This is a genomic window from Novosphingobium sp. Chol11 (genome assembly GCF_945870625.1).
Classification (GTDB): domain Bacteria; phylum Pseudomonadota; class Alphaproteobacteria; order Sphingomonadales; family Sphingomonadaceae; genus Novosphingobium.
Map to the genome: position 1 here is coordinate 1 of NZ_CAMBTS010000014.1, position 21,192 is coordinate 21,192.

General features: G+C 62.5%; 32 protein-coding genes. 3 read left to right on the top strand and 29 right to left on the bottom strand.

The features are described 5' to 3' along the window. Positions 1-91: 91 nt before the first annotated feature. The 3 genes from Q0O40_RS04220 to rpsM all read right to left on the bottom strand — a co-directional run bounded on the left by Q0O40_RS04220 (position 92) and on the right by rpsM (position 2,102). The gene (locus Q0O40_RS04220; RefSeq protein WP_295526617.1) at positions 92-1,153 is read right to left on the bottom strand and encodes a DNA-directed RNA polymerase subunit alpha; all 1,062 of its coding nucleotides are present in this window, start codon (positions 1,151-1,153) and stop codon (positions 92-94) included. 118 nt (positions 1,154-1,271) lie between these two features. Continuing rightward, the gene (rpsK, locus tag Q0O40_RS04225; RefSeq protein ID WP_295526619.1) at positions 1,272-1,661 is read right to left on the bottom strand and encodes a 30S ribosomal protein S11; all 390 of its coding nucleotides are present in this window, start codon (positions 1,659-1,661) and stop codon (positions 1,272-1,274) included. A 72-nt stretch (positions 1,662-1,733) separates the two neighbouring features. Continuing rightward, positions 1,734-2,102, bottom strand: coding sequence for a 30S ribosomal protein S13 (gene rpsM, locus Q0O40_RS04230; protein ID WP_295526621.1), 369 nt, complete (start codon positions 2,100-2,102; stop codon positions 1,734-1,736). Positions 2,103-2,538: 436 nt separating this feature from the next. Between rpsM and Q0O40_RS04235 the strand changes: the two genes are divergently transcribed. Further along, positions 2,539-2,964 carry a cupin domain-containing protein gene (locus Q0O40_RS04235; RefSeq protein ID WP_295526623.1) on the top strand — a complete coding sequence of 142 codons (426 nt, stop codon included), beginning with the start codon at positions 2,539-2,541 and terminating at the stop codon, positions 2,962-2,964. A 114-nt stretch (positions 2,965-3,078) separates the two neighbouring features. Then, positions 3,079-3,684, top strand: coding sequence for a hypothetical protein (locus tag Q0O40_RS04240; protein WP_295526625.1), 606 nt, complete (start codon positions 3,079-3,081; stop codon positions 3,682-3,684). A 51-nt stretch (positions 3,685-3,735) separates the two neighbouring features. Here Q0O40_RS04240 and Q0O40_RS04245 read toward each other — a convergent pair whose 3' ends face one another. From Q0O40_RS04245 to Q0O40_RS04270, 6 genes are all read right to left on the bottom strand, one after another. After that, entirely contained in the window at positions 3,736-4,065 is a 330-nt protein-coding gene (locus tag Q0O40_RS04245) for a hypothetical protein (protein ID WP_295526628.1), read from the bottom strand. 639 nt (positions 4,066-4,704) lie between these two features. Beyond that, positions 4,705-5,208, bottom strand: coding sequence for a hypothetical protein (locus Q0O40_RS04250; RefSeq protein ID WP_295526630.1), 504 nt, complete (start codon positions 5,206-5,208; stop codon positions 4,705-4,707). A 40-nt stretch (positions 5,209-5,248) separates the two neighbouring features. Beyond that, entirely contained in the window at positions 5,249-5,899 is a 651-nt protein-coding gene (locus Q0O40_RS04255) for an adenylate kinase (RefSeq protein WP_295526632.1), read from the bottom strand. A gap of 39 nt (positions 5,900-5,938) precedes the next feature. Then, positions 5,939-7,306: a preprotein translocase subunit SecY gene (gene secY / locus Q0O40_RS04260; protein WP_295526635.1), complete on the bottom strand. Its 1,368-nt coding sequence runs from the start codon at positions 7,304-7,306 to the stop codon at positions 5,939-5,941. A 168-nt stretch (positions 7,307-7,474) separates the two neighbouring features. Beyond that, positions 7,475-8,011: a 50S ribosomal protein L15 gene (gene rplO, locus Q0O40_RS04265; RefSeq protein ID WP_295526638.1), complete on the bottom strand. Its 537-nt coding sequence runs from the start codon at positions 8,009-8,011 to the stop codon at positions 7,475-7,477. 112 nt (positions 8,012-8,123) lie between these two features. After that, complete coding sequence (locus tag Q0O40_RS04270; protein ID WP_295526641.1) at positions 8,124-9,482, bottom strand: DUF4118 domain-containing protein; 1,359 nt, start codon at positions 9,480-9,482, stop codon at positions 8,124-8,126. A gap of 104 nt (positions 9,483-9,586) precedes the next feature. On the opposite strand from Q0O40_RS04270, the gene Q0O40_RS04275 reads away from it, so the two are divergent. Beyond that, the gene (locus Q0O40_RS04275; protein ID WP_295526644.1) at positions 9,587-11,506 is read left to right on the top strand and encodes a potassium transporter Kup; all 1,920 of its coding nucleotides are present in this window, start codon (positions 9,587-9,589) and stop codon (positions 11,504-11,506) included. A gap of 122 nt (positions 11,507-11,628) precedes the next feature. On the opposite strand, the gene rpmD is transcribed toward Q0O40_RS04275, so the two are convergent. The 20 genes from rpmD to rpsJ form a co-directional block, all read right to left on the bottom strand. Next, a complete protein-coding gene (gene rpmD, locus Q0O40_RS04280) occupies positions 11,629-11,805 on the bottom strand; it encodes a 50S ribosomal protein L30 (RefSeq protein WP_295526647.1) in 177 nt (58 codons plus the stop codon). 5 nt (positions 11,806-11,810) lie between these two features. Beyond that, a complete protein-coding gene (gene rpsE, locus Q0O40_RS04285; RefSeq protein WP_295526650.1) occupies positions 11,811-12,566 on the bottom strand; it encodes a 30S ribosomal protein S5 in 756 nt (251 codons plus the stop codon). A 2-nt stretch (positions 12,567-12,568) separates the two neighbouring features. Further along, complete coding sequence (rplR, locus tag Q0O40_RS04290) at positions 12,569-12,919, bottom strand: 50S ribosomal protein L18 (RefSeq protein ID WP_295526653.1); 351 nt, start codon at positions 12,917-12,919, stop codon at positions 12,569-12,571. Further along, the gene (gene rplF / locus Q0O40_RS04295) at positions 12,919-13,452 is read right to left on the bottom strand and encodes a 50S ribosomal protein L6 (protein WP_295526656.1); all 534 of its coding nucleotides are present in this window, start codon (positions 13,450-13,452) and stop codon (positions 12,919-12,921) included. The genes rplR and rplF overlap by 1 nt, the downstream gene beginning before the upstream one ends. Then, a complete protein-coding gene (gene rpsH / locus Q0O40_RS04300; RefSeq protein ID WP_295526659.1) occupies positions 13,452-13,847 on the bottom strand; it encodes a 30S ribosomal protein S8 in 396 nt (131 codons plus the stop codon). The genes rplF and rpsH overlap by 1 nt, the downstream gene beginning before the upstream one ends. A 10-nt stretch (positions 13,848-13,857) precedes the next feature. Next, positions 13,858-14,163 (bottom strand): 30S ribosomal protein S14, encoded by a 306-nt coding sequence (gene rpsN, locus Q0O40_RS04305; protein ID WP_295526661.1) that lies wholly within the window; start codon positions 14,161-14,163, stop codon positions 13,858-13,860. 63 nt (positions 14,164-14,226) lie between these two features. Next, positions 14,227-14,817: a 50S ribosomal protein L5 gene (rplE, locus tag Q0O40_RS04310; RefSeq protein ID WP_295526662.1), complete on the bottom strand. Its 591-nt coding sequence runs from the start codon at positions 14,815-14,817 to the stop codon at positions 14,227-14,229. Beyond that, positions 14,807-15,127: a 50S ribosomal protein L24 gene (gene rplX / locus Q0O40_RS04315; protein ID WP_295526664.1), complete on the bottom strand. Its 321-nt coding sequence runs from the start codon at positions 15,125-15,127 to the stop codon at positions 14,807-14,809. The genes rplE and rplX overlap by 11 nt, the downstream gene beginning before the upstream one ends. Then, positions 15,127-15,495, bottom strand: a complete 369-nt coding sequence (gene rplN, locus Q0O40_RS04320) for a 50S ribosomal protein L14 (RefSeq protein ID WP_295526667.1) — start codon at positions 15,493-15,495, stop codon at positions 15,127-15,129. Before rplN ends, rplX begins: the two co-directional genes overlap by 1 nt. 64 nt (positions 15,496-15,559) lie before the next feature. Continuing rightward, positions 15,560-15,829, bottom strand: coding sequence for a 30S ribosomal protein S17 (gene rpsQ / locus Q0O40_RS04325; protein WP_295526669.1), 270 nt, complete (start codon positions 15,827-15,829; stop codon positions 15,560-15,562). A gap of 10 nt (positions 15,830-15,839) precedes the next feature. Then, positions 15,840-16,070, bottom strand: coding sequence for a 50S ribosomal protein L29 (gene rpmC, locus Q0O40_RS04330; RefSeq protein WP_295526671.1), 231 nt, complete (start codon positions 16,068-16,070; stop codon positions 15,840-15,842). Then, positions 16,067-16,501, bottom strand: coding sequence for a 50S ribosomal protein L16 (rplP, locus tag Q0O40_RS04335; RefSeq protein ID WP_295526674.1), 435 nt, complete (start codon positions 16,499-16,501; stop codon positions 16,067-16,069). The genes rpmC and rplP overlap by 4 nt, the downstream gene beginning before the upstream one ends. A 28-nt stretch (positions 16,502-16,529) precedes the next feature. Further along, positions 16,530-17,225: a 30S ribosomal protein S3 gene (gene rpsC, locus Q0O40_RS04340; RefSeq protein ID WP_295526676.1), complete on the bottom strand. Its 696-nt coding sequence runs from the start codon at positions 17,223-17,225 to the stop codon at positions 16,530-16,532. Positions 17,226-17,227: 2 nt separating this feature from the next. After that, positions 17,228-17,617, bottom strand: a complete 390-nt coding sequence (rplV, locus tag Q0O40_RS04345) for a 50S ribosomal protein L22 (RefSeq protein ID WP_295526679.1) — start codon at positions 17,615-17,617, stop codon at positions 17,228-17,230. Further along, positions 17,617-17,892 carry a 30S ribosomal protein S19 gene (gene rpsS, locus Q0O40_RS04350; protein ID WP_295526680.1) on the bottom strand — a complete coding sequence of 92 codons (276 nt, stop codon included), beginning with the start codon at positions 17,890-17,892 and terminating at the stop codon, positions 17,617-17,619. The genes rplV and rpsS overlap by 1 nt, the downstream gene beginning before the upstream one ends. 5 nt (positions 17,893-17,897) lie before the next feature. Next, complete coding sequence (rplB, locus tag Q0O40_RS04355) at positions 17,898-18,734, bottom strand: 50S ribosomal protein L2 (protein ID WP_295526683.1); 837 nt, start codon at positions 18,732-18,734, stop codon at positions 17,898-17,900. A gap of 8 nt (positions 18,735-18,742) precedes the next feature. Then, on the bottom strand, positions 18,743-19,048 hold the full coding sequence (locus tag Q0O40_RS04360) for a 50S ribosomal protein L23 (RefSeq protein ID WP_295526686.1): 306 nt from the start codon (positions 19,046-19,048) through the stop codon (positions 18,743-18,745). Then, positions 19,041-19,664: a 50S ribosomal protein L4 gene (gene rplD / locus Q0O40_RS04365; RefSeq protein ID WP_295526689.1), complete on the bottom strand. Its 624-nt coding sequence runs from the start codon at positions 19,662-19,664 to the stop codon at positions 19,041-19,043. The genes Q0O40_RS04360 and rplD overlap by 8 nt, the downstream gene beginning before the upstream one ends. Then, positions 19,661-20,476, bottom strand: coding sequence for a 50S ribosomal protein L3 (gene rplC / locus Q0O40_RS04370; RefSeq protein WP_295526692.1), 816 nt, complete (start codon positions 20,474-20,476; stop codon positions 19,661-19,663). The genes rplD and rplC overlap by 4 nt, the downstream gene beginning before the upstream one ends. A 240-nt stretch (positions 20,477-20,716) precedes the next feature. After that, positions 20,717-21,028, bottom strand: coding sequence for a 30S ribosomal protein S10 (gene rpsJ, locus Q0O40_RS04375; protein WP_295526694.1), 312 nt, complete (start codon positions 21,026-21,028; stop codon positions 20,717-20,719). Between the last annotated feature and the right edge of the window lie 164 nt (positions 21,029-21,192).

A 21,192-nucleotide genomic window follows, 5' to 3' on the forward strand; every position in this document is an offset into this window, starting at 1 on the left:
AACTCCGTTCGTTAAGGGCCCGTATCAGGTAGCCCAGACCAGGCGGTGGGGTGTGCCGCCGAAACTTCCCCAATTGATTGAAACCAGCCGTTTAGCCCAGCAGTTCCTGCTCAAGCTTCTTGGCCATTTCCTCGATGTTTTCCGGCGGCCAGCCGGGGATGTCCATGCCCAGACGCAGACCCATCGACGAGAGCACTTCCTTGATCTCGTTCAAGGACTTGCGGCCGAAGTTCGGGGTGCGCAGCATCTCGGCTTCCGACTTCTGCACCAGATCGCCAATGTAGATGATGTTGTCGTTCTTAAGGCAATTGGCCGAACGCACCGACAACTCCAACTCATCAACCTTCTTGAGCAGATAGCGGTTGAGCTGGTTGGCGTCGCTTTCTTCAGGCGTATGCGTCGGCATGCCGGGCATCATCGACGTCTGGCCCTGCGGCGTCTGATCGTCGAAGTGGACGAACAGGCAAAGCTGGTCCTGCAGGATCCGCGCGGCATAGGCCACAGCGTCTTCCGGCGTGACTGTGCCATCGGTTTCGACCGTCAGATTGAGCTTGTCATAGTCAAGCTCCTGCCCAATGCGCGCATTGTCGATCTTGTAGGAGACCTGTCGCACCGGCGAGTAAAGCGAATCGATCGGGATCAGGCCGATCGGTGCATCGGCCGGACGGTTGGCAACGGCGGGAACGTAGCCTTTACCGCTGTCGGCGGTCAGTTCCATGTTGAAGGTCGCGCCTTCGTCAAGGTTGCAGATCACCAGATCCTTGTTCAGCACTTCGATATCGCCGGTGACAGCGATATCGCCTGCCTTGACCTCGCCCGGGCCGGTGGCCGAAAGCTGCAGGCGCTTGGGGCCTTCGCCTTGCATGCGCAGCGCGATCTGCTTCACATTGAGCACGATGTCGGTCACATCTTCGCGCACCCCGGCCAGCGAGGAGAACTCGTGCAGCACGTTTTCGATCTTGATCGAGGTTACCGCTGCGCCTTGCAGCGAAGAGAGCAGCACGCGGCGCAGCGCATTGCCGAGTGTGAGGCCAAAACCACGCTCGAGCGGCTCTGCGACGAACGTCGCGCGGCGCTTCGGATCGTTGCCATATTTGATCTCGAGGGTGTTGGGCTTCTTCAGTTCCTGCCAGTTCTTGATGTTGACAGTCATGGAATTCCCCTAAAGGTTATCAGGTTCGTCGGCAGCCAGCTGAACAAGCCGTCACCGATCTCAAGATTGGGCAAGTGGCGCGGCCTCATCGAAGACCACGCCGCCCGCCAAGACAGGATCAGACGCGGCGACGCTTGGACGGGCGCACGCCGTTGTGCGGGATCGGGGTCACGTCGCGAATGGTGGTGATCGTGAAACCGACCGCCTGCAGCGCACGCAGCGCGCTTTCGCGGCCCGAACCAGGGCCCTTCACTTCGACTTCGAGCGTCCGCACGCCGTGCTCGGCTGCCTTCTTGCCCGCATCGTCAGCCGCAACCTGCGCCGCATAAGGCGTGGATTTACGACTGCCTTTGAAGCCCATCGTGCCGGCCGAAGACCAGCTGATGGTGTTGCCCTGGGCATCGGTGATGGTGATCATCGTATTGTTAAAGCTTGCATTCACGTGCGCCACACCACTGCTGATGTTCTTGCGCTCCCGCTTCTTAATGCGTTGAGGTTCGCGAGCCATTGACTTGAATCCTGTCGAGAAACTGGAAGGAAAAGCGTGATGCCCCTAGGCCTTGGCCCGGGGCACGGCGCCTTACTTCTTCTTGCCGGCAATCGCCTTGGCTTTGCCCTTGCGTGTGCGCGCATTGGTGTGGGTGCGTTGACCGCGAACCGGCAGCCCCTTGCGATGACGCAGCCCGCGATAGCAGGCCAGGTCCATCAGGCGCTTGATGTTCATCGCGGTGTTGCGGCGAAGATCGCCTTCCACCGTATGATCCGCATCGATGGTTTCGCGGATCTGGAGCACTTCGGCGTCCGACAGATCCTGCACGCGGCGGGTATGATCGATCCCGAGCTTGTCGGCGATCAACTTGGCCTTGTGCGCACCAATTCCGTGAATGTAGGTCAGCGCAATGATAACACGCTTATTCGTGGGGATGTTCACCCCGGCAATTCGAGCCACTTGTTTCTCCATGCTCCACAGAGCGGCGATGCGATATCGCGCCCCATCTCATCGCGTTCACCCTGCGCCGCAATGGAGCACCCATTGAGGCACCAATCCGGCAACGCGCATGTTTGCCCCAACGAGCAAACAACCATTTCCGGCTAAAGGTGAAGGGGGCGCTTAAGCGCAAACTAACAAACCGTCAACCGCAAAGCACAGCGAAAACGCAGTCTCTTTGCAGGCGGCAGAAAGATTCTCGTTGTATACCCGATCCAATGCGCAAGGTCAAAGCCGAGATGATGAACTGCGATCGGCCCCGACACGAACAGGCTTGGCGCGAACAGGATTGGCGCGAACAGGCCCGGCGCGAACAGGATTGTCCGCTGCCCAATGATGGGGCAACCGCGCATTGCTCCCGCAATAGGGAAAGATAGTCTAAGATGGAGGCAGTGAGGTGAACAGCCCGGTGATGCGCACGAAGTCTGTTCTGGCCGTTCTGGCTATGCTGGCGCCGATCAGCGCAGCGGCGCATGCCCGGCCCGCGCCGCCCGAAGCCGATCTCCCCGGCCCGCTGGAAGCCGGGTGGCAAGGGAGCAAGGTCTGCGTGCTGCTCCATGAGAACGCACAAGTTCGCGCGCTGCGCTGCACCTTCCCACCGGGTGGAGGGCACGAGCGACACTTTCATGCCGCGCATTGGGGCCATATTCTCGCGGGCTCGACGATGCAGATTACCTCGGCCAGCGGAACTGTCGTGCGCGAGCTGAAGGCTGGCGACAGCTGGTGGAGCGATGGGCTGGCGTGGCACGAAGCGCTCAACATCGGCCAAACCACCGGGATCTACCTCATTGTCGAACCCAAGGTGTCTGAAAAGCAAAGATAAGCGTCACGAAGTGGCCACCACGGGCGATCGCTCCGCCTGAAGCGGGTTGGACGCGCGCAGCCGCCATTTACGCGATCTTGACGGTTTCTCGTGATAGTATCGACCATGAATGCTTTGGCCTCTGAATTCGTAGCCGCGATGTCGCCGCTCCCCGCCCCCGGCTCCGTGCTCGACCCGGCCAACTTCTTTGGCCTGATCGAGACTGCGATCAGCGTTGCCGAGCCCGGTTCGGTCCCCGTGCTGATGCTGATCGAGCTGGCCTGGCGCGCCGCCACGACCGACGTTTACGGTGCAGAGCAAACTGCGCGCCTGCTCAGTGCTGCGCCCTCGCGCATTGCCGAGGCGCTAGCGGGCAATGGCTTTGTTTGCGCACTGCGCGAGACCCGTCTGGCGGTGCTGGCCGCAAGCGACAGCAGCACGCCGGTTTCGGCCCTGGCGGATGCGATCCTCGCCAGCCTGGCCTGCCCAGTGCTAAACGACGAACTCGCCCGCGTGCCCGACCCGGTTCTGGCGAGCGCGGAATGGGGCACCGACGGCGAAACACCCGAAGAACTGTTCGTCGCTGCCGATCTGGCACTCCACGCTCTGCTGCGCAGGCAAGGGCCGCCAGATGCGCAAGCCGCCATGACCGAGGCCGCAGATCGCCAAGCCGCACCAAGCCCGGCCCAAGCAAATCCGATCCTCAGCGGCCTGCGCTTTCGCCGCTCGCCGCTGCAGTAAGCCTGCTCCTGATCCGGGAGAGCGGCGCGGCGCGATCACCGCAACGCATTATCAGAAATGAATGCCGTTGCGCCCACGCTCGCGATTGTTCTTGAGCTGGCGAATATGCGCCTGCGCGCGATCGAGCAGCACGCCGAGGCGGCGCTCGTCGCGCTCACTGAGATTATTGCCGCGTGCGCGAAGCCGGGCTTCGACCTGCTTGATGCTGCGCTGTTCCTGATTGAGCACGCCCCGCTCGCGCCTGCTGAGTTTGCCCGAACGCTTGCCTGCGTCGATCTGGCGCGATTGATCGAGTTGCCTAGAATCGATCCCGATGTCGGCATGGGCAACAGTGCTGAACATCAGCGCGCCGAGCGCGGCGGCGATCAAGATACTCTTCATGGTGGTCCACTTTCCCTGAAAATCACGCCGCCAGAAATCAGGCTGACTGGCGATCGAAGATGCCAGTGAAACGCGCGCCACGTCCAAAGGTTGCATGGTCAGAATCGGCGATGGCTCTGCCCCCACCCGCCTCGGGCGAGGGCCTGACCGGCCCCGCCCCGGCCCCGCGCGCTTACTGGGCCGGCGTCTTGCCGAGCGCTGCGTCAAACGCAGCATTGGCTTCGCGCCGCTCGATCTCCTCGGCGCTCAGCGGCTTGGGAGCAGTTCTGCGCACCGATTTCGCAGGCGCTGCGGCCGTCGTTTTCGGCGCTGTTCGTGCGGCCGCTTTCGGTGCGGGCTTGGCGGCGGAACCCGCGGACACAGGCTTTGACGCCGAGGCCGCAGAGGCCGCTACAGTAGCGCCGGACGGCGCCCTTGGGGCCTTTGCAGCCTTTGGCGCGGCGGCTGGCAGCGACCATTTGTTCGCGCCAGCGGGCTTGGCGGGCTGCGGGTCGGGTTTAGCCGGGGCTGGGTCCGGGGCCGCTTCCCCTTCGGCTGGACCGACTGGGGCGGCGGCGGCCACTGGCCCAAGCTTGGCCGCCAGACTGGTCAGTTGGCCAACCAGCACTTTATCCACCGCAGGCGCGATCTCATCCGTTTTTAGCGCATGAAACCGCCGACAACATATTCCCACAAGATACGCGTGCCGCTGGGCACCGGCTTCAGCGTCATCGTCATCGTCAACGTGCCCGTCAGCGCTTCGCTTTGTAGTGGCCCGAGCGCGCCGGTCAGCCGCATCGCGCGCAGTGGCTCGGCATAGATCACGCGCATGTGCTGAACGCCGCCCTCACGCTGGCCTGAAGGCAAGTCTTTGGCCGAGCCAGGGTTCGATGCTGGCATGCGCTCGCAAAAGCAGCCGCCGGGTACCGGATCGAGCGTCAGATTGGCGGCATCGCCAGAAAACGTGTGCTGGTTCGACCACCACTTCGCCGGATCGATCATCGCGCGCCATGCTTCGGCCGGGCTGGCGGTAACCTCGAGGGAATTGCGCAGGACAAAGCCGTTATCGGCCTTCAGCACTACGTCCGCTTGCACCGGCCCAGCGCTCGCCAACGCTACTGCCAGCGCCGCAAACCCTAATGCGCCGTGCGGCCAAGACTGCATGCCATATTCTCCCCCCTGCCCCGCGCAGGATGGCAGCAGGTTAGGCCTGCGCGAGAATTTCGGCAATGGCGGCGGTCACAGTATCCATCGCCGCCATGCCATCGACGCGGGCAACGATCCCGCGCGCTTCATAGATCGGCAGGATCGGCGCGGTCTTGGTGCGGTATTCGGCCATGCGGGTGCGCACGGTTGCTTCGTTGTCGTCCGGGCGGCGCTTGAACTCGTGGCCGCCGCATCGATCGCAGGTTCCGGCCACAGCGGGCTGTTCGAACCTGTCGTGATAGCCTTTGCCGCAGGACGCGCATGTGAAGCGGCCGGTAATGCGCTCGACCAGCGCATCCTCGTCGACGGCGAGTTCGATTACATGGCTCAGCGCGCGGCCGCGCGCGGCGAGAATGGTTTCCAGCGAAGCCGCTTGCGGCGCAGTGCGCGGATAGCCGTCGAAAATGGCTCCCTGATCGCCGGGCATTTGATCAAGCTCCTCGCCGATCAGCGCCGAGACGATATCATCCGAAACCAGCCCCCCAGCTTCCATCACCGCCTTGGCCTGAAGCCCGACCGGCGTGCCTGCCTTGACCGCCGCACGCAGCATGTCGCCGGTCGAAAGCTGCTTCATGCCAAAGCTATCTACAAGCCGCTGGGCTTGCGTGCCCTTGCCCGCGCCCGGCGGTCCCAACAGGATGATATTCAAACGCAGTCCCCCGGTTAACCGCCTTCTATCGCGCAACGATCAGCGCAGGCGGCCTTTTAGTTTGGCCTTCTTGATCAGGTCGCCATACTGGTGCGCCAGCAGATGCGATTGGATCTGGGTAATTGTATCGACCGTCACATTGACCACAATCAGCAAGCTGGTACCACCGAAAAACAGCGAGCCCATGCCGGTTTCGGCCATAATCCATTCGGGCAAGACGCACACCAGCGTGATATAGCCCGCACCCAGCACGGTGATGCGCGTCAGCACATAGTCGAGATAGACCTCGGTGTTCTTGCCCGGGCGGATGCCTGGGATGAAACCGCCGTTCTTCTTGAGATTGTCGGCAGTCTCTTCGGGATTGAACACGACTGCGGTATAGAAAAACGCAAAGAAGATGATCCCGGCGGCATAAAGCAGCATGTAGACCGGCTTGCCGTGGCCAAGATACTGGTTGAGGCCGACGATGAACTTGTCCGTGAACGAATCCGGCGAGACAGCGTTGCCCGCAAATTGCGTGATCGTCAGCGGCAACAGCAACAGCGAGCTGGCAAAGATCGGCGGAATCACGCCTGCGGTATTGAGCTTGAGCGGCAAGTGGCTGCGGTCTGCGGCCATCATCCCGCGCTGCGTGGCGCGCTTGGGATACTGGATCAGCAATCGCCGCGAGGCCCGTTCGAAAAAGCAGATGAACACGACGACCCCGACGAGCAGCGCCAGCACGCCGACGATCACAAACGGGCTGAGCGAGCCTGTGCGTCCCTGATCGAACAAGTTGACCACGAATGTCGGCATCTGCGCGACAATGCCCGCCATGATGATCAACGAGATGCCATTGCCAATGCCGCGGCTGGTGATCTGCTCGCCCAGCCAGAGCAGGAACATCGTGCCGCCGACCAGGCTGATCACGGCGCCGACGCGGAACATATAGCCCGGCGCGACCACTGCCTGCAGCCCGCTCGATGCGCCGAACGCCTCAAGCCCGCTGGCAAGAAACCAGCCCTGGATGGCGGTGAGGAACACTGCGCCATAGCGGGTATACTGGTTGAGCTTCTTGCGTCCGGTCTCGCCTTCCTTTTTCAACGCGGTCAGCGAAGGGTGGAGCGAAGAGGCCAGCTGCACCACGATCGAGGCGGTGATATAGGGCATCACGCCCAGCGCGATCAGGCTCATCCGCTCGAGCGAACCGCCCGAAAACGCATTGAAGATATCGAGAATGCCGCCGCGGGTTTTGCCCGCCAAGGTCTCGAGGATCAACGGATTGATGCCCGGCAGCGGCACGAAGCTCAAAAACCGGAAGACAATCAGCGCGCCGATCGTGAACCAGATGCGGCTCTTGAGTTCCGTCGCTTTCGAGAAATTGGCGAAACTGATCGTGCTGGCGATATTATCGGCGCGTGATGCCATTGGTGGAGCTCAAGCCTTGTTGTTGGCGCGGCGGCGAGACGAAACCGCCGCGCGCCGCAATCCAAGTCATATAGGGATGGTTCGGCAATGTCGAACCCCATGCAGCGCAATTTCCGGGCAGCGGAGGGTAAAAAAGCCGCCGCCCGAAACACTGCATCAATCAGCGCATCACTTGCCCCGGGCTGCGGCCTTCTCAGCCTTGTTCACTTCGCGGCGCGCGGTCTTCTTCTCGTGCTCGCTAGGCTGCGCCTCAGGCAACACAACCGAACCGCCAGCCTTGGCCACCGCTTCGACCGCGCCTTTGCTGGCCCCTGCAACATGGAACGTCACCGCCGAGGTAATCTCGCCCTTGGCCAGCAACCGCACGCCATCCTTGCCGCCGCGGCCAAGGCCAGCGGCCTGCAGCGCAGCATGATCGACCGGCTGCGAGACATCGAGCTTGCCCGCGTCGATCGACTTCTGGACCATGCCGATGTTCACTTCGGCGAAATCCTTGGCGAAGATATTGTTGAAGCCGCGCTTTGGAATGCGCATGTGCAGCGGCATCTGGCCGCCCTCGAAGCCGTTGATCGCGACGCCCGAACGTGCTTTCGCACCCTTCTGGCCGCGCCCGGCGGTCTTGCCCTTGCCCGAGCCAATGCCCCGGCCGACGCGCATCCGGCCTTTGCGGGCACCGTCGTTGTCGCGGATATCATTCAATTTCATGGTTCTGCACTCGCTTTCGCTTTGAGTCGCGCTGATGGAAGCTGTGGCCCTTAAGCGAAGCGGTGGGCAATGTCACCCCCTTGCGGGCGATCGGTCTGGCACCGGCTTCTGGTCACACGTTACTGGTGAGGCGGTATCCCACAGCTGGCTCGTTGATGATCAGTTCCACGTCGTCCGGGCCATTGCTCAGCTTGCGCCGCAAAGCGCTCACCGCCACCCGCAAGTAGTCGACATGATCCTCGTGTGCCGGCCCCCATACCGCCCGCAACAGATAGCGATGGCTGAGCACGCGCCCCAGATTGCGGGCGAGTTCGGCCAGCACCGCGAACTCCTTGGGCGTCAGGTGCACCTGCCTCCCGCCTTTGCTTGCCGTGCGGCGATAGAGATCGATAGCCAGGTCGCCGACAATCACCGGATCCTGATCCTGCGCAAGATCCAGATCGGCCAAATTATCAATAAGGCCGTTCAGCCGCGCGGTCTCGCCTGCCATGATGTGCAGCACCTCGGCGTCGGCTTGCCCTGCGCGCTGCAGTTTGCGTAACCCTGTCGCAAGTCCGTGCAGCCGCGGGCGGATATCGTTGCCGATCGATCCGAGCAGCGCCGAACGCAGGGCATCGCGCTCGCGCAGCATGATGTTCTCGCGCCCCGCGCTTTCCAGCCGCGCACGCGCCAGCGCCAGCGCCACCTGATCAAGCAGGTTGCCCAGCAGCGAGGTGCCCTCGGCGGCGACCGGGGAGGCACCGTCATCGCGCGCAAGGCCGGCGGCGGCCAAGGCTTCCCCATTTGCGGTTCCGGGCGACGCGCAGACCGGATGGAACTGCCAATCGGTCAGGCTGCCGCGCGCGATGCCCCGGCCCGCTCGCGCCCCGCTGGAAAGCGCCTGCGCTGCAGCCGCCAGATCGCCCGGCGCAAACCCGTCTTTGCCCATCGTCGCGGCGATGACATGCGGCTCCGGCACCGGCGAAACGATGCAGGCATGGCATTCGAAGATGCGCGCGAGTTCGGCAACGGCCACTTCGGCAATAGCCGCCTCGTTGCTGCATGAGAGCAGCCGCCCCGCAAATCCGGCAATCGTTGCATTGCGGCTGGCATAAAACGAGGCCAGCTCGGCTTGGGCGCGCAGCGAAGTCACAAGGTGGCTAGTCACAAGGCCGACCAGCAACAACATCGCCACTGTCACCCCATCGCCAGGATTGCGGATGAGCAGCGTAAAGTAAGGCTCGGTGAAAAAGAAATTGAACGCCAGCGTGCCCACGACGGCCGCCAGCAGCGCCAACCAGCGCCCGGCAAGCCCGGCAGCGGCCAGCACCGGGGGCACATAAAGCAGGACGACCGAAGAACTTCCCCAGCGCGCAGCAATGCCCAGACCCAGTGCGGTGGCCACGCCGGTCATCGCCAGCACCGCCCCGGCACCCTGCCAAGATAGGCCAAACGGCGTTGCGGCAAACGATGCAGGGTCTGGGCGGCTCATCGCGCCATCCTAAGGCGTTATGCCCGCAAAGTCGCGTCCCGCCTCATGTTTGCGTGCGCAATCCCCATGGAAACTTAATGCCCTTGGCGTCCACATCGCGTGACATGACACAGCCAGCACCTGCCGAATCTTCGGCCTCACCCATTCCTCCACAACCCGCGCAAGGCGCCAGCCGCTCTGTGCTTACCCTTGGCGCGCTCGGCGTGGTCTTCGGCGATATCGGCACCAGTCCGCTCTATGCGCTGCAAGCCACGCTGGACCCGCGCTATCACCTCCGCGCGGCAGTCACCGATCTCTATGGCATCGTCAGCCTCATCTTCTGGGGCTTCGTGTTCGTGGTCACGGTGAAATACGTTTTCATCGTCATGCGCTGCGACAATCGCGGCGAGGGCGGCAGCCTTGCGCTTTATGCGCTGATCAACCGCGAACTCGGGGCCGCCACGCCAAAACGCTGGCTCTTGGTTGGCGCGCTGTTTGCCACCTCGCTGTTCTTCGCCGATGCGATGCTCACCCCGGCCATTTCGGTGATCTCGGCAGTCGAAGGGCTCGGCGTGGTCAGTTCGGCGTTCAAGCCTTGGATCGTCTGGATTGCGCTGGCGATCCTGATTGGCCTGTTCGCCATCCAGCGCCACGGCACCGATCGCGTTGGCCGCCTGTTCGGCCCGGTCATGCTCGTCTATTTTATCACGATTTCAGCCATGGGGTTGTATCACATCGCGCAGACGCCGCAGGTGCTTGGTGCGCTCAATCCGATCTGGATGGTAACCTACTTCACCGCGCACCCGCTCTTCGCCTTCCTCTCGCTCGGCGCGATCGTTTACGCGATCACGGGCACTGAGGCGCTCTATGCCGATATGGGGCACTTCGGACGCGTGCCGATCACCATCGCGTGGCTGGCAATCTGCTTCCCTGCGCTGATGCTCAACTACATGGGACAGGCTGCGATGCTCCTTCGCAACCCCGAGTTCATCGACAATCCTTTTTTCCACATGGTCCCCCCGCAGCTGACGATACCGCTCCTTGTGATTGCGACACTTGCCACGATCATCGCCAGCCAGGCGGTCATCTCCGGCGCGTTCTCGGTCACCCAGCAGGCCATCCAGCTCGGCTTCATGCCGCGGCTCCGAATCCTCCACACCTCCTCCCAAGCGCGCGGCCAAATCTACATTCCGGCGATCAACTGGGCGCTGGCGGTGATGGTCGCTGTTCTGGTGATGGGCTTCCGCGCCTCCGCTGCGATGCTGCCCGCTTATGGCCTGGCGGTCGTCGGCACCATGCTGATCACCACGCTCATGCAATATGTCGTTGTCTTCCGCATCTGGCGCGGTCCGTGGTGGCGCGGTGCCATCGGCTTTGTCGTCTTCGTCACCATTGATGTCGTGCTTCTCGCCTCGGGCGCAACCAAACTGTTTGAAGGCGCTTGGTTCCCGATCTTGGTGGGCCTCGTGATCTTCACGCTCCTGACCACCTGGTCCACTGGTCGGCGCCTGATGCGCGAATCCATGATGGAGGATGGCCTGACGCTGCCAGGCTTCATCACCTCGATCACCGGATCGGTGCACCGGGTTCGCGGCACTTCGGTGTTCCTCTCGGCCTCGCCAACCGGGTTGCCTGCGGCACTCCTGCATAATCTCAAGCACAATCAGGTCTTGCACGAACGTGTGGTGCTGCTCACTGTCGAGGTCGAGGAGGTGCCGCAGGTCGATCCCGCCTCCCGCGCCGAAATCCACCCCGAGGGCCACGGCTTCTTCCGCGTAATCCTGCACTATGGCTTCATGGAAGACGTTGATATCCCGCGTGATCTCGCCGCCGCTGCGGTGCAGACCGGCATCCCGTTCGAACCGCTCCAAACCAGCTATTTCCTCGGTCGCCAGAAACTGATCGCCTCCAGCGCGGTGCCGGGTATGGCGCTGTGGCGGGAACATCTGTTTGCATGGATGCTCAAACTCTCCGAGAGCGCGATGGATTTCTTCAAGCTGCCGAGCAACCGTGTTGTCGAACTGGGCAGCCAGCTTCGCATCTAGAACCGGGGGTGCTTTCTACACCAATCTGCCCGCGCATTGCGCTGGCAGTGCACAAACGAATAGGGCCCCGGCATTGCTGCCGGGGCCCTATTCATGTCCGCGCAAAAGCGAAGCAAAAACCGTCAGTCGATGATCTGCACCATATGCGGTAGCTTGGCGATGGCACCGCGCACTTCGGCGGTGTCTTCGCGTTCGACCACGCGGTTCATTTTGCCGAGGCCGAGGCCGATCAGCATTTGCATCTGCTTTTCAGGGCGGCGGATCGGCGAGCCGACCTGTTTGATCTTGATGGTGGCCATGTTGCTTACTCCACAATGGCTTCGGCGGCGACGTCTGCCTCCGCCGCAGTGGCGCCGCCCCGGCCAAGTAGGTCGGCGACCTTCTTGCCCCGGCGCTGCGCGACAGACTTGGGCGAGGTCTGCTCGCCCAGCGCGTCGAACGTGGCGCGGATCATGTTGTAGGGGTTCGAGCTGCCGATCGACTTGGTCACCACATCGGCAACGCCAAGGCTTTCGAACACGGCGCGCATAGGGCCGCCCGCGATGATCCCGGTGCCGGCCGGAGCCGACCGCACGTTGACCTTGCCTGCGCCAAACCGGCCCTTGCCGTCATGGTGCAAGGTGCGACCTTCCTTGAGCGACACGCGGATCATCTGCTTCTTGGCAGAGGCGGTCGCCTTGGTGATGGCCTCGGGCACTTCGCGCGCCTTGCCATGGCCAAAGCCAACCCGGCCCTTGCCATCGCCGACCACGACGAGCGCGGCGAAACCAAAGCGCTTGCCGCCCTTCACCGTCTTGGACACGCGGTTGATGTGCACCAGCTTTTCGATCAGCTCTTCGCCGCCTGCATCGTCGCCGCCGCGTCCGCCGCGACGATCGTCGCGCCGACCACCGCCGCCGCCGCGATTGGGGCCGCTGCCGCCGCGATCGCCGCCGCCGCCCGGGCCGCCGCGATCATTCCCGCCGCGACCACGGCCGCCGCGTCCGCGCGGTGCTTCGCCGCCGGGAGCATCCGCGCCGGGAGCAAGGGCTGCGCCATCGAGAGTGATATCATCAGCCATACTCAGAACTCCAACCCGCCCTCGCGGGCAGCATCAGCCAGCGCCTTGACGCGGCCATGGAACAGGAAACCGCCGCGATCGAACACGACAGCAGTGATGCCAGCGGCAACTGCCTTTTCGGCAATCTCCTTGCCGACCAGCGCGGCCGCATCGATATTGGCACCGATGGCCTTCTGGCCTTTGACCAGCGTCGAGGCGGCAGCCAGCGTCTTGCCAGCGGCATCGTCGATAATCTGGGCGTAGATGTGGCGGCCCGAACGGTGGATCGAAAGGCGCAGTCGGCCGCGCGAGCGGGCCTTCAGCGCAGTGCGCACGCGTTGGCGGCGACGATCGAAAAGCGATAGCTTGGCCATTACTTCTTCTTCCCTTCCTTGCGGAAGATGAACTCGCCGCGGTACTTGATGCCCTTGCCCTTGTAAGGCTCAGGCTTGCGCCAGCGGCGGATCTCGGCCGCAACCTGCCCGACCTTCTGCTTGTCGATGCCGATGATCTCGATCGTCGTGTTGTCCGGCGTCTTGATCTCGATGCCTTCGGGGATCGCATAATCGACGTCATGGCTGTAGCCGAGCTGCAGCTTGAGGTTCTTGCCCTGCGAAGCCGCGCGATAGCCGACGCCGGTGATCAGCAGCGTCTTGGTGTAGCCCTCGGTCACGCCGACCATCAGGTTATCGACCAGCGTGCGCTGCATGCCCCAGAATGCCCGCGCCGCCTTGGTAGCGTTGGCCGGCTTCACGAGAACGGCTTCACCATCCAGCGTGTAGCTGATCTCTTCGCGCATGGTGAGCGTGAGCGTGCCCTTGGGGCCTTTCACGGTCAGCACGTTGTCCGCGATATTGGCGGTGACGCCCTTGGGGATCGTCACCGGCTTCTTGCCGATGCGGCTCATCAGAACACCTCCGCGAGGACTTCGCCGCCGACATTGGCAGCGCGCGCTTCGGCATCCGAAAGCACGCCACGCGGCGTCGAGACGATGGTGATGCCAAGGCCATTGCGCACCACCGGCAGCTCTTTCGAGCCCGAGTAGACGCGGCGGCCCGGCTTGGACACGCGGGCCACATGCTTGATCGCAGGCTGCCCTTCGAAATACTTGAGTTCGATGCGCAGCTGAGGGTGCTGGCCGGTCGCGTCTTCGCTGAAGCCGCGGATATAGCCTTCGCGCTGAAGCACTTCGAGAACATGCAGGCGCAGCTTCGAGGCCGGTGAAATCACCGAGTCCTTCTTGGCGCGCTGGCCGTTGCGGATGCGGGTGAGCATATCACCCAGGGGATCGGTCACTGCCATCGGGTAATCCTTACCAGCTCGACTTGGTCACGCCGGGGATCATCCCCTTGTTGGCGAGATCACGGAGTTCGATGCGGCACAAGCCAAACTTGCGATAATAGCCGCGCGGACGGCCGGTGGTGTTGCAACGGTTGCGCACCCGGGTCGGGTTCGCATTGCGCGGCAGTTCGGCCAGCTTGAGCCGGGCCATAAGCCGATCACCGTCGTCGAGCGATTCATCGTCGGCCACGGCCTTCAGCGCGGCAAACTTCGCCGCATATTTGACAACGAGCTTCTTGCGACGCTCATTCTTGTTAATCGAACTCAGTTTCGCCATGGACTTAAGCTCTCTTCTTCATAAGGCCTGCGAGCCCTCACCGGGCTCCAGCCTATCTTCAACTCAGGCGGCCTGCTGCTCTTCCGCAGCTTCACGCGGGAACGGAAAACCAAACAAGCGGAGCAGCTCGCGCGCTTCGTCGTCGGTCCGGGCGGAGGTGGTCACGATGATATCGAGGCCGCGCACCTTTTCGATCTGGTCGTAGCTGATCTCGGGGAACACGATCTGCTCCTTGAAACCCATCGCATAATTGCCGCGCCCGTCGAACGACTTGGGGTTAAGCCCGCGAAAGTCGCGGATGCGTGGCATCGCGATGGTGATCAGCCGGTCGAGGAATTCGTACATCCGCTCGCGGCGCAGCGTCACCTTGCAACCGATCGGCATGCCTTCGCGCAGCTTGAACTGGGCGATCGACTTCTTCGCCTTGGTGATCACTGGCTTCTGGCCGGCAATCAGCTCCATCTCTGCAGCGGCGGTGGTGACCTTCTTCTTGTCCTGGCTCGCCTCGCCAACGCCCATGTTGAGCGTGATCTTCTCGATCCGGGGAATCTCCATCACGTTCGAATAACCAAACTTGGCCTGCATCGCCTTGGCGATCTCGGCGTCGTACTTGGTCTTCATCCGGGGAATATACTTACCAGCTTCAGTTGCCATCGATCGTCTCCCCGGACTTTACCGCCACGCGGACCTTCTTGCCGTCGATGGTCTCAAACCGGACGCGGGTCGCCTTGCCGTCCTTGTCCGCGAGGCCCACCTTCGAAATGTGCATAGGAGCCTCGCGCCGGTCGATCCCGCCCTGCGGGTTTTCCTGGCTGGGCTTGCGGTGCCGCGCGGCAATGTTCACGCCCGCCACAACCACTTTCTCGTCCTTGGGCATAACCTGGAGCACCGTGCCGGTGCGGCCCTTGTCCTTGCCCGAACGCACGACGACCGAATCGCCCTTCTTGATCTTGGCAGCGCTCATTACAGCACCTCCGGCGCAAGGCTGATGATCTTCATGAAGCCGCGGCCACGCAGTTCGCGCACCACCGGGCCAAAGATGCGGGTGCCGATCGGCTCTTCGTTCTTGCCGACGAGCACAGCGGCATTGGTATCGAAGCGGATCACGGTGCCATCGGCGCGGCGGACATCCTTGCGGGTGCGCACGATGACCGCGCGGTGCACATCGCCCTTTTTGACGCGGGCGCGCGGCTGCGCTTCTTTCACCGACACCACGATGATGTCGCCGACGCCGGCAAACCGCCGCTTGGACCCGCCCAGCACCTTGATGCACTGAACGCGCTTTGCGCCGCTATTGTCCGCGACTTCGAGATTGGACTGCATCTGGATCATTGATCCGGTTCCTTCTCACTGGCTTGCCGAAACCCGTCCGGCAGTTCCAAAAATATCTTCAGGTTCAAACGTCTGCGTCGAACGCGGCGGTCTTGCCAACGGTCACGCGGTCGATGACCTTCCACGTCTTCAACTTCGAAATCGGCGCGCATTCTTCGATGCGAACAATCTCACCCGGCTTCACGACGTTCTCTTCATCATGCGCGTGATACTTCTTCGAACGGCGGATGATCTTCCCGTAAAGCGGGTGCTTCACCTTCCGCTCGACCGAGACCACCACGGTCTTGTCCGTCTTGTCAGAGACCACGGTCCCGATCAAAATACGCTTTGGCATCGTGTTTTCCTTACGCCTTCGCAGCCGAGGACGACAAATTCGTCCGCTCGGTCCGCAGCGTCTTGATCCGGGCAATATCGCGGCGAACTTCCTTGATGCGCGCAGGGCGCTCAAGCTGGTTGGTCGCGGCCTGAAACCGCAGGTTGAACTGTTCGCGCTTCAGCTCCGACAGATCCGCCGAAAGCTGATCGTCAGACTTGAGACGCAGATCTTCGAATGTTTGCTTGCTCTGGGCCATCATTCGCCTCCGAGGTGCGAGGTATCACCCAGACGGGCAACGACCTTGGTCTTGATCGGCAGCTTCATCGCCGCGCGGCTGAACGCCTCAGCCGCAAGCGGGCCGGCCACGCCGTCGAGCTCGAACAGGATGCGGCCCGGCTTCACCCGTGCTGCCCAGTATTCGATCGAGCCCTTGCCCTTGCCCTGACGAACCTCGGCAGGCTTCTTCGACACTGGCAGATCCGGGAAAATGCGGATCCACAGGCGGCCCTGACGCTTGATGTGGCGCGTGATCGCGCGGCGGGCCGCCTCGATCTGGCGTGCCGTCACGCGGTCAGGCTCCATTGCCTTCAAGCCGTACGACCCGAAGTTCAGATCGAAGCCACCCTTGGCGTCGCCCTTGATCCGGCCCTTGAAGGCCTTGCGGAATTTTGGCTTCTTTGGTTGCAACATGGTTCTGTCTCTTCCTTAGCGCGCCAAATCAACGAGCAGGCCGGACGCCGGAGGTTTGAGCCTCCATCATCAGCCGGTCTTGCGCCATCGGATCATGGCCAAGGATTTCACCCTTGAAGATCCAGCACTTGATGCCGATGATCCCATACGCAGTCAGCGCCTCGGCATCGGCATAATCAATGTTCGCGCGCAAGGTGTGCGCCGGAACGCGGCCCTCACGGTAAGACTCGATGCGGGCGATTTCTGCGCCGCCAAGCCGGCCGCTGCAGGTGATCTTGATCCCCTCGGCGCCCAAACGCATGGCCGACTGCATCGCGCGCTTCATCGCGCGGCGAAACGCAATGCGGCGGATCAGCTGGTCTGCAATGCCCTGCGCAACGAGCTTGGCGTCGATTTCCGGCTTGCGAATTTCTACGATGTTGAGCTTGACGTCGCTCGGCGTCATCTTGGCGAGCAGCGAGCGCAGCTTTTCGATGTCCGCGCCCTTCTTGCCGATGATCACGCCCGGGCGCGCCGCATAGATCGACACGCGGCAAAGCTTGGCCGGACGCTCGATGACCACCTTAGAAATCGCCGCCTGCGGCAGATGGCCCATGATGAACTTGCGCATCGCAAGATCTTCCTTGAGCAGCTGCTGATAGTTGCGCCCTTCGGCGTACCAGCGGCTGTCCCAGGTGCGGTTGATCTGCAGGCGCAGACCGATGGGATTGCTTTTATGACCCATGATCAGGCCTCCCCAGCTTCTTCGGCGACTTGCCGCACAACGATCCGCAGCCGGCTGAAGGGCTTGAGGATCTGGGTCGATTTGCCGCGACCACGCGTGTGGAAGCGCTTCATCGTGATCGACTTGCCGACCGAAGCCTCCGCCACGATCAGCGCATCGACATCGAGGCTGTGGTTGTTTTCCGCGTTGGCAATGGCCGAGGCCAGCACCTTGCGCGCTTCAACAGCCATGCCCTTGGTCGAGAACGAGAGAATGTTCAGCGCCTCTTCGACCGGACGGCCGCGGATCAAAGCAGCCACCAGGCCAAGCTTCTGCGCCGAGCCACGGATCTGCGTGCCGACCGACAACGCTTCGTTGTCAGCCACGCGGCGGGGGGACTTTTCCTTGCCCATCAGCGCTTGCCCTTCTTGTCTGCGGCGTGGCCCGGGAAAGTGCGCGTGGGCGAGAACTCTCCGAGCTTGTGGCCGACCATCTCTTCGTTAACCGAGACGGGGATGAACTTGTGACCGTTGTAGACGTTGAACGTGAGCCCGACGAACTGCGGCAGAATGGTCGAGCGCCGCGACCAGGTCTTGATCGGAGCCGCGCGCGATGCATCCTGCGAGGCTTCCGCCTTCTTCAGGAGGTGCAGGTCGACGAAGGGTCCCTTCCAGACGGAACGTGCCATGGCTGTTACCTCTTCTTCTTCGCGTGACGCGAACGGATGATCAATTTGTCCGTCTGCTTGTTGTTGCGGGTACGGGCGCCCTTGGTAGGCTTGCCCCACGGGGTGACCGGATGACGGCCGCCCGAGGTACGGCCTTCGCCGCCGCCGTGCGGGTGATCGACCGGGTTCTTGGCAACGCCGCGGGTCAGCGGGCGCTTGCCCATCCAGCGACCACGACCGGCCTTCGCCAGGTTCTGGTTCGAGTTGTCGGGGTTTGAAACCGCGCCAACCGTGCCCATGCAATCGCCGCGCAGATAACGCTGCTCGCCCGAGTTCAGGCGAACGATCACCATGCCGCGATCACGGCCGACGAGCTGCACATACGTGCCAGCAGAGCGGGCAATCTGGCCGCCCTTGCCCGGCTTCATCTCCACGTTGTGGATGATCGTGCCGACCGGCATCTGGCTGAGCAACATCGCGTTGCCCGGCTTCACGTCGGTCTTCTCGCCAGCTACCACGCTGTCGCCCACGGCAAGCCGCTGCGGCGCGAGGATATAGGTCTGCTCGCCGTCCTCATACTTCACCAGCGCGATGAACGCGGTGCGGTTGGGGTCATACTCCAGACGCTCGACCGTAGCGGGAGAATCCCACTTGCGGCGCTTGAAATCGATGAAGCGATACTTCTGCTTGTGACCGCCCGCGATCCCGCGCGAGGTCACATGGCCCTTGTTGTTGCGGCCTCCGGTCTTCGACTTGCCTTCGGTCAGCGCCTTAACCGGCTTGCCCTTCCACAGCGACGATTTGTCGACGAGGATAAGGCCGCGCCGGGCGGGGCTGGTCGGATTGTAATTCTTGAGTGCCATGATGCGCCTCAGATCCCGCTGGTGACGTCGATGGACTGGCCCGGAGCCAGCGTCACGACGGCCTTCTTGAAGTCCGAACGACGGTAGGGCTTGCCCTTCCAGCGCTTGGTCTTGCCCTTTTGCGTCAGCGTGTTGACCGCAGTCACCTTCACGCCGAACAGCGCCTCGACCGCAGCCTTGATTTCAGGCTTGGTCGCGCCGCCCGCCACCTTGAACACAACTGCGTTGTGCTCGCTGAGCAAAGTCGATTTCTCGGTGATGTGGGGTGCCAGGATGGCGTCATAATGACGCGTATCGATGCTGTCCTTAGCCATTGAACCGCGCCTCCAGCTTTTCGACCGCAGCGCGCGTGAGCACCAGCGTATCATGCTTCAGGATGTCATAGACATTCGCGCCGATTGCGGGGAGAACGTTGACCCCCACGATGTTGCGCGCGGCCAGAGCAAAGCCCTCGTTCACCGCTTCACCATCAACAACCAGCACCTTGCGGCCGAAGCTGTGCTTCGCCAGCGTGCCGACCAACGACTTGGTCTTGGCATCGGCCATGTCCAGCGTATCGACTACGACGAGGCCGCTGTCGACTTTGGACGACAGCGCCATCTTGAGGCCGAGCGCGCGGATCTTCTTGTTCAGCGACACGTCGAAGGCGCGAACGCGCGGACCATGCGCCTTGCCGCCGCCGATGAAGATCGGTGCTGCGCGGTCGCCGTGGCGAGCCGTACCGCCGCCCTTCTGGTTGCCCAGCTTCTTGCCGGTGCGCGCCACATCCGAACGCTCGCGAGCGCCGCGGGCGATGCCGCGCCGATTCTCAAGCTGCCAAGTGACAACGCGGTGAAGGATGTCGGCGCGCGGCGCGAGGCCGAACACGTCGTCCGAAAGCTCCAGATCGCCCGCAGCCGATCCATCGAGGTTGAGGACTTGAACTTTCACGAGTTGCCCTCCTGGCCATCGGCGGCCTGACCATCGGCGGCAGTGTCGATGACGGGGGCGTCAATCACTGCGGCCTCGTCGATCACGGCGGCGTCTTCCACCACTGTGTCGGCCATCACCGGATCGTTGATATTGGCGGCCACTTTGAGGCCGGCGGGATAGGGTGCCTCGGCATGACGATCGATCTTGACCGCATCACGAACCAGCAGCCAGCCGTTCTTGCTGCCGGGGACCGAACCCTTAACGAAGATCAGTCCGCGCTCGTCGTCAGTGCGGACAACCTCAAGGTTTTGCTGCGTGCGCTGACGGTCGCCCATGTGGCCGGCCATCTTCTTGTTCTTGAACACGCGGCCCGGATCTTGGCGCTGGCCAGTCGAACCAAGCGCACGATGCGAGATCGAAACGCCGTGCGTCGCCCGCATACCACCGAAGCCCCAGCGCTTCATGCCGCCGGCAAAGCCTTTGCCCTGCGTAGGGCCGGTGATGTCGACATACTGGCCAGATACGAAGTGCGATGCTGCAATCGTGGAGCCGACTTCGAGCAGCGCATCTTCCGACACGCGAAACTCGGCGACTTCCATCTTGAGCTCGACTTCCGCCTTGGCGAAATGCTCGCGCTGCGGCTTGGCCACGTTCTTTTGCTTCGCCTGGCCCGATCCGAGCTGGACTGCAACATAACCATCGTGGTCTTCGGTGCGAACCGAAACCACTTGGCAATTCTCAAGCGCCAGAACGGTTACCGGCACGTGCCGTCCATCGTCCCGGAACAGCCGGGTCATCCCGACTTTCTTAGCGATCACGCCAGTGCGCATGACCTTTACTCCCACAGAGGCCTGCAGGGACCATCCCTGAAGGCATGTTCAGCCCGTAGTGTGAAACGAGCCCCGTCCGGGCTAAATGCTCCCACTTGTGGCAGGAGCGAACGGGGGACGCTTGCCCGGCTGTGTTCCGCCCGAAAGCGGAGACGGCGCCGGAGGTATCCCAATGTCAGCGCAGGCCAAGGCCTTGCGGAAACTATTGTGCCCCGCGCTTTCGCGCAGGACGATGCTGGCTTACGCCAGCTTGATCTCAACGTTCACGCCAGCAGCGAGATCGAGCTTCATCAGCGCGTCCACAGTGGCGGCGTTGGGCTGCACGATATCGAGCAGCCGCTTATAGGTGCGGACCTCGAACTGCTCGCGCGACTTCTTGTCGACGTGCGGGCCGCGGTTTACGCAAAACTTCTCGATATGCGTCGGCAGCGGAATGGGGCCCCGGATCATCGCGCCCGTGCGGCGGGCGGTGTCAGCGATCTCGCCAGTGGCCTGATCAAGCACACGATGATCAAATGCCTTGAGGCGAATGCGGATATTCTGGGCGTCCATGTCCGTTTACCGATGCGAAAGAGCGAAACACAAAGACCAGCCGCCCTGCCCTCTCACCTGCACCCTGCTGACAAAGCGCGGGGAAAAGCGGGCCAACTGATCCGAACAACCTACAGCATAATATAAAACCGAGCGGCGGGGGGGGCCAGAACGAATCTACCATC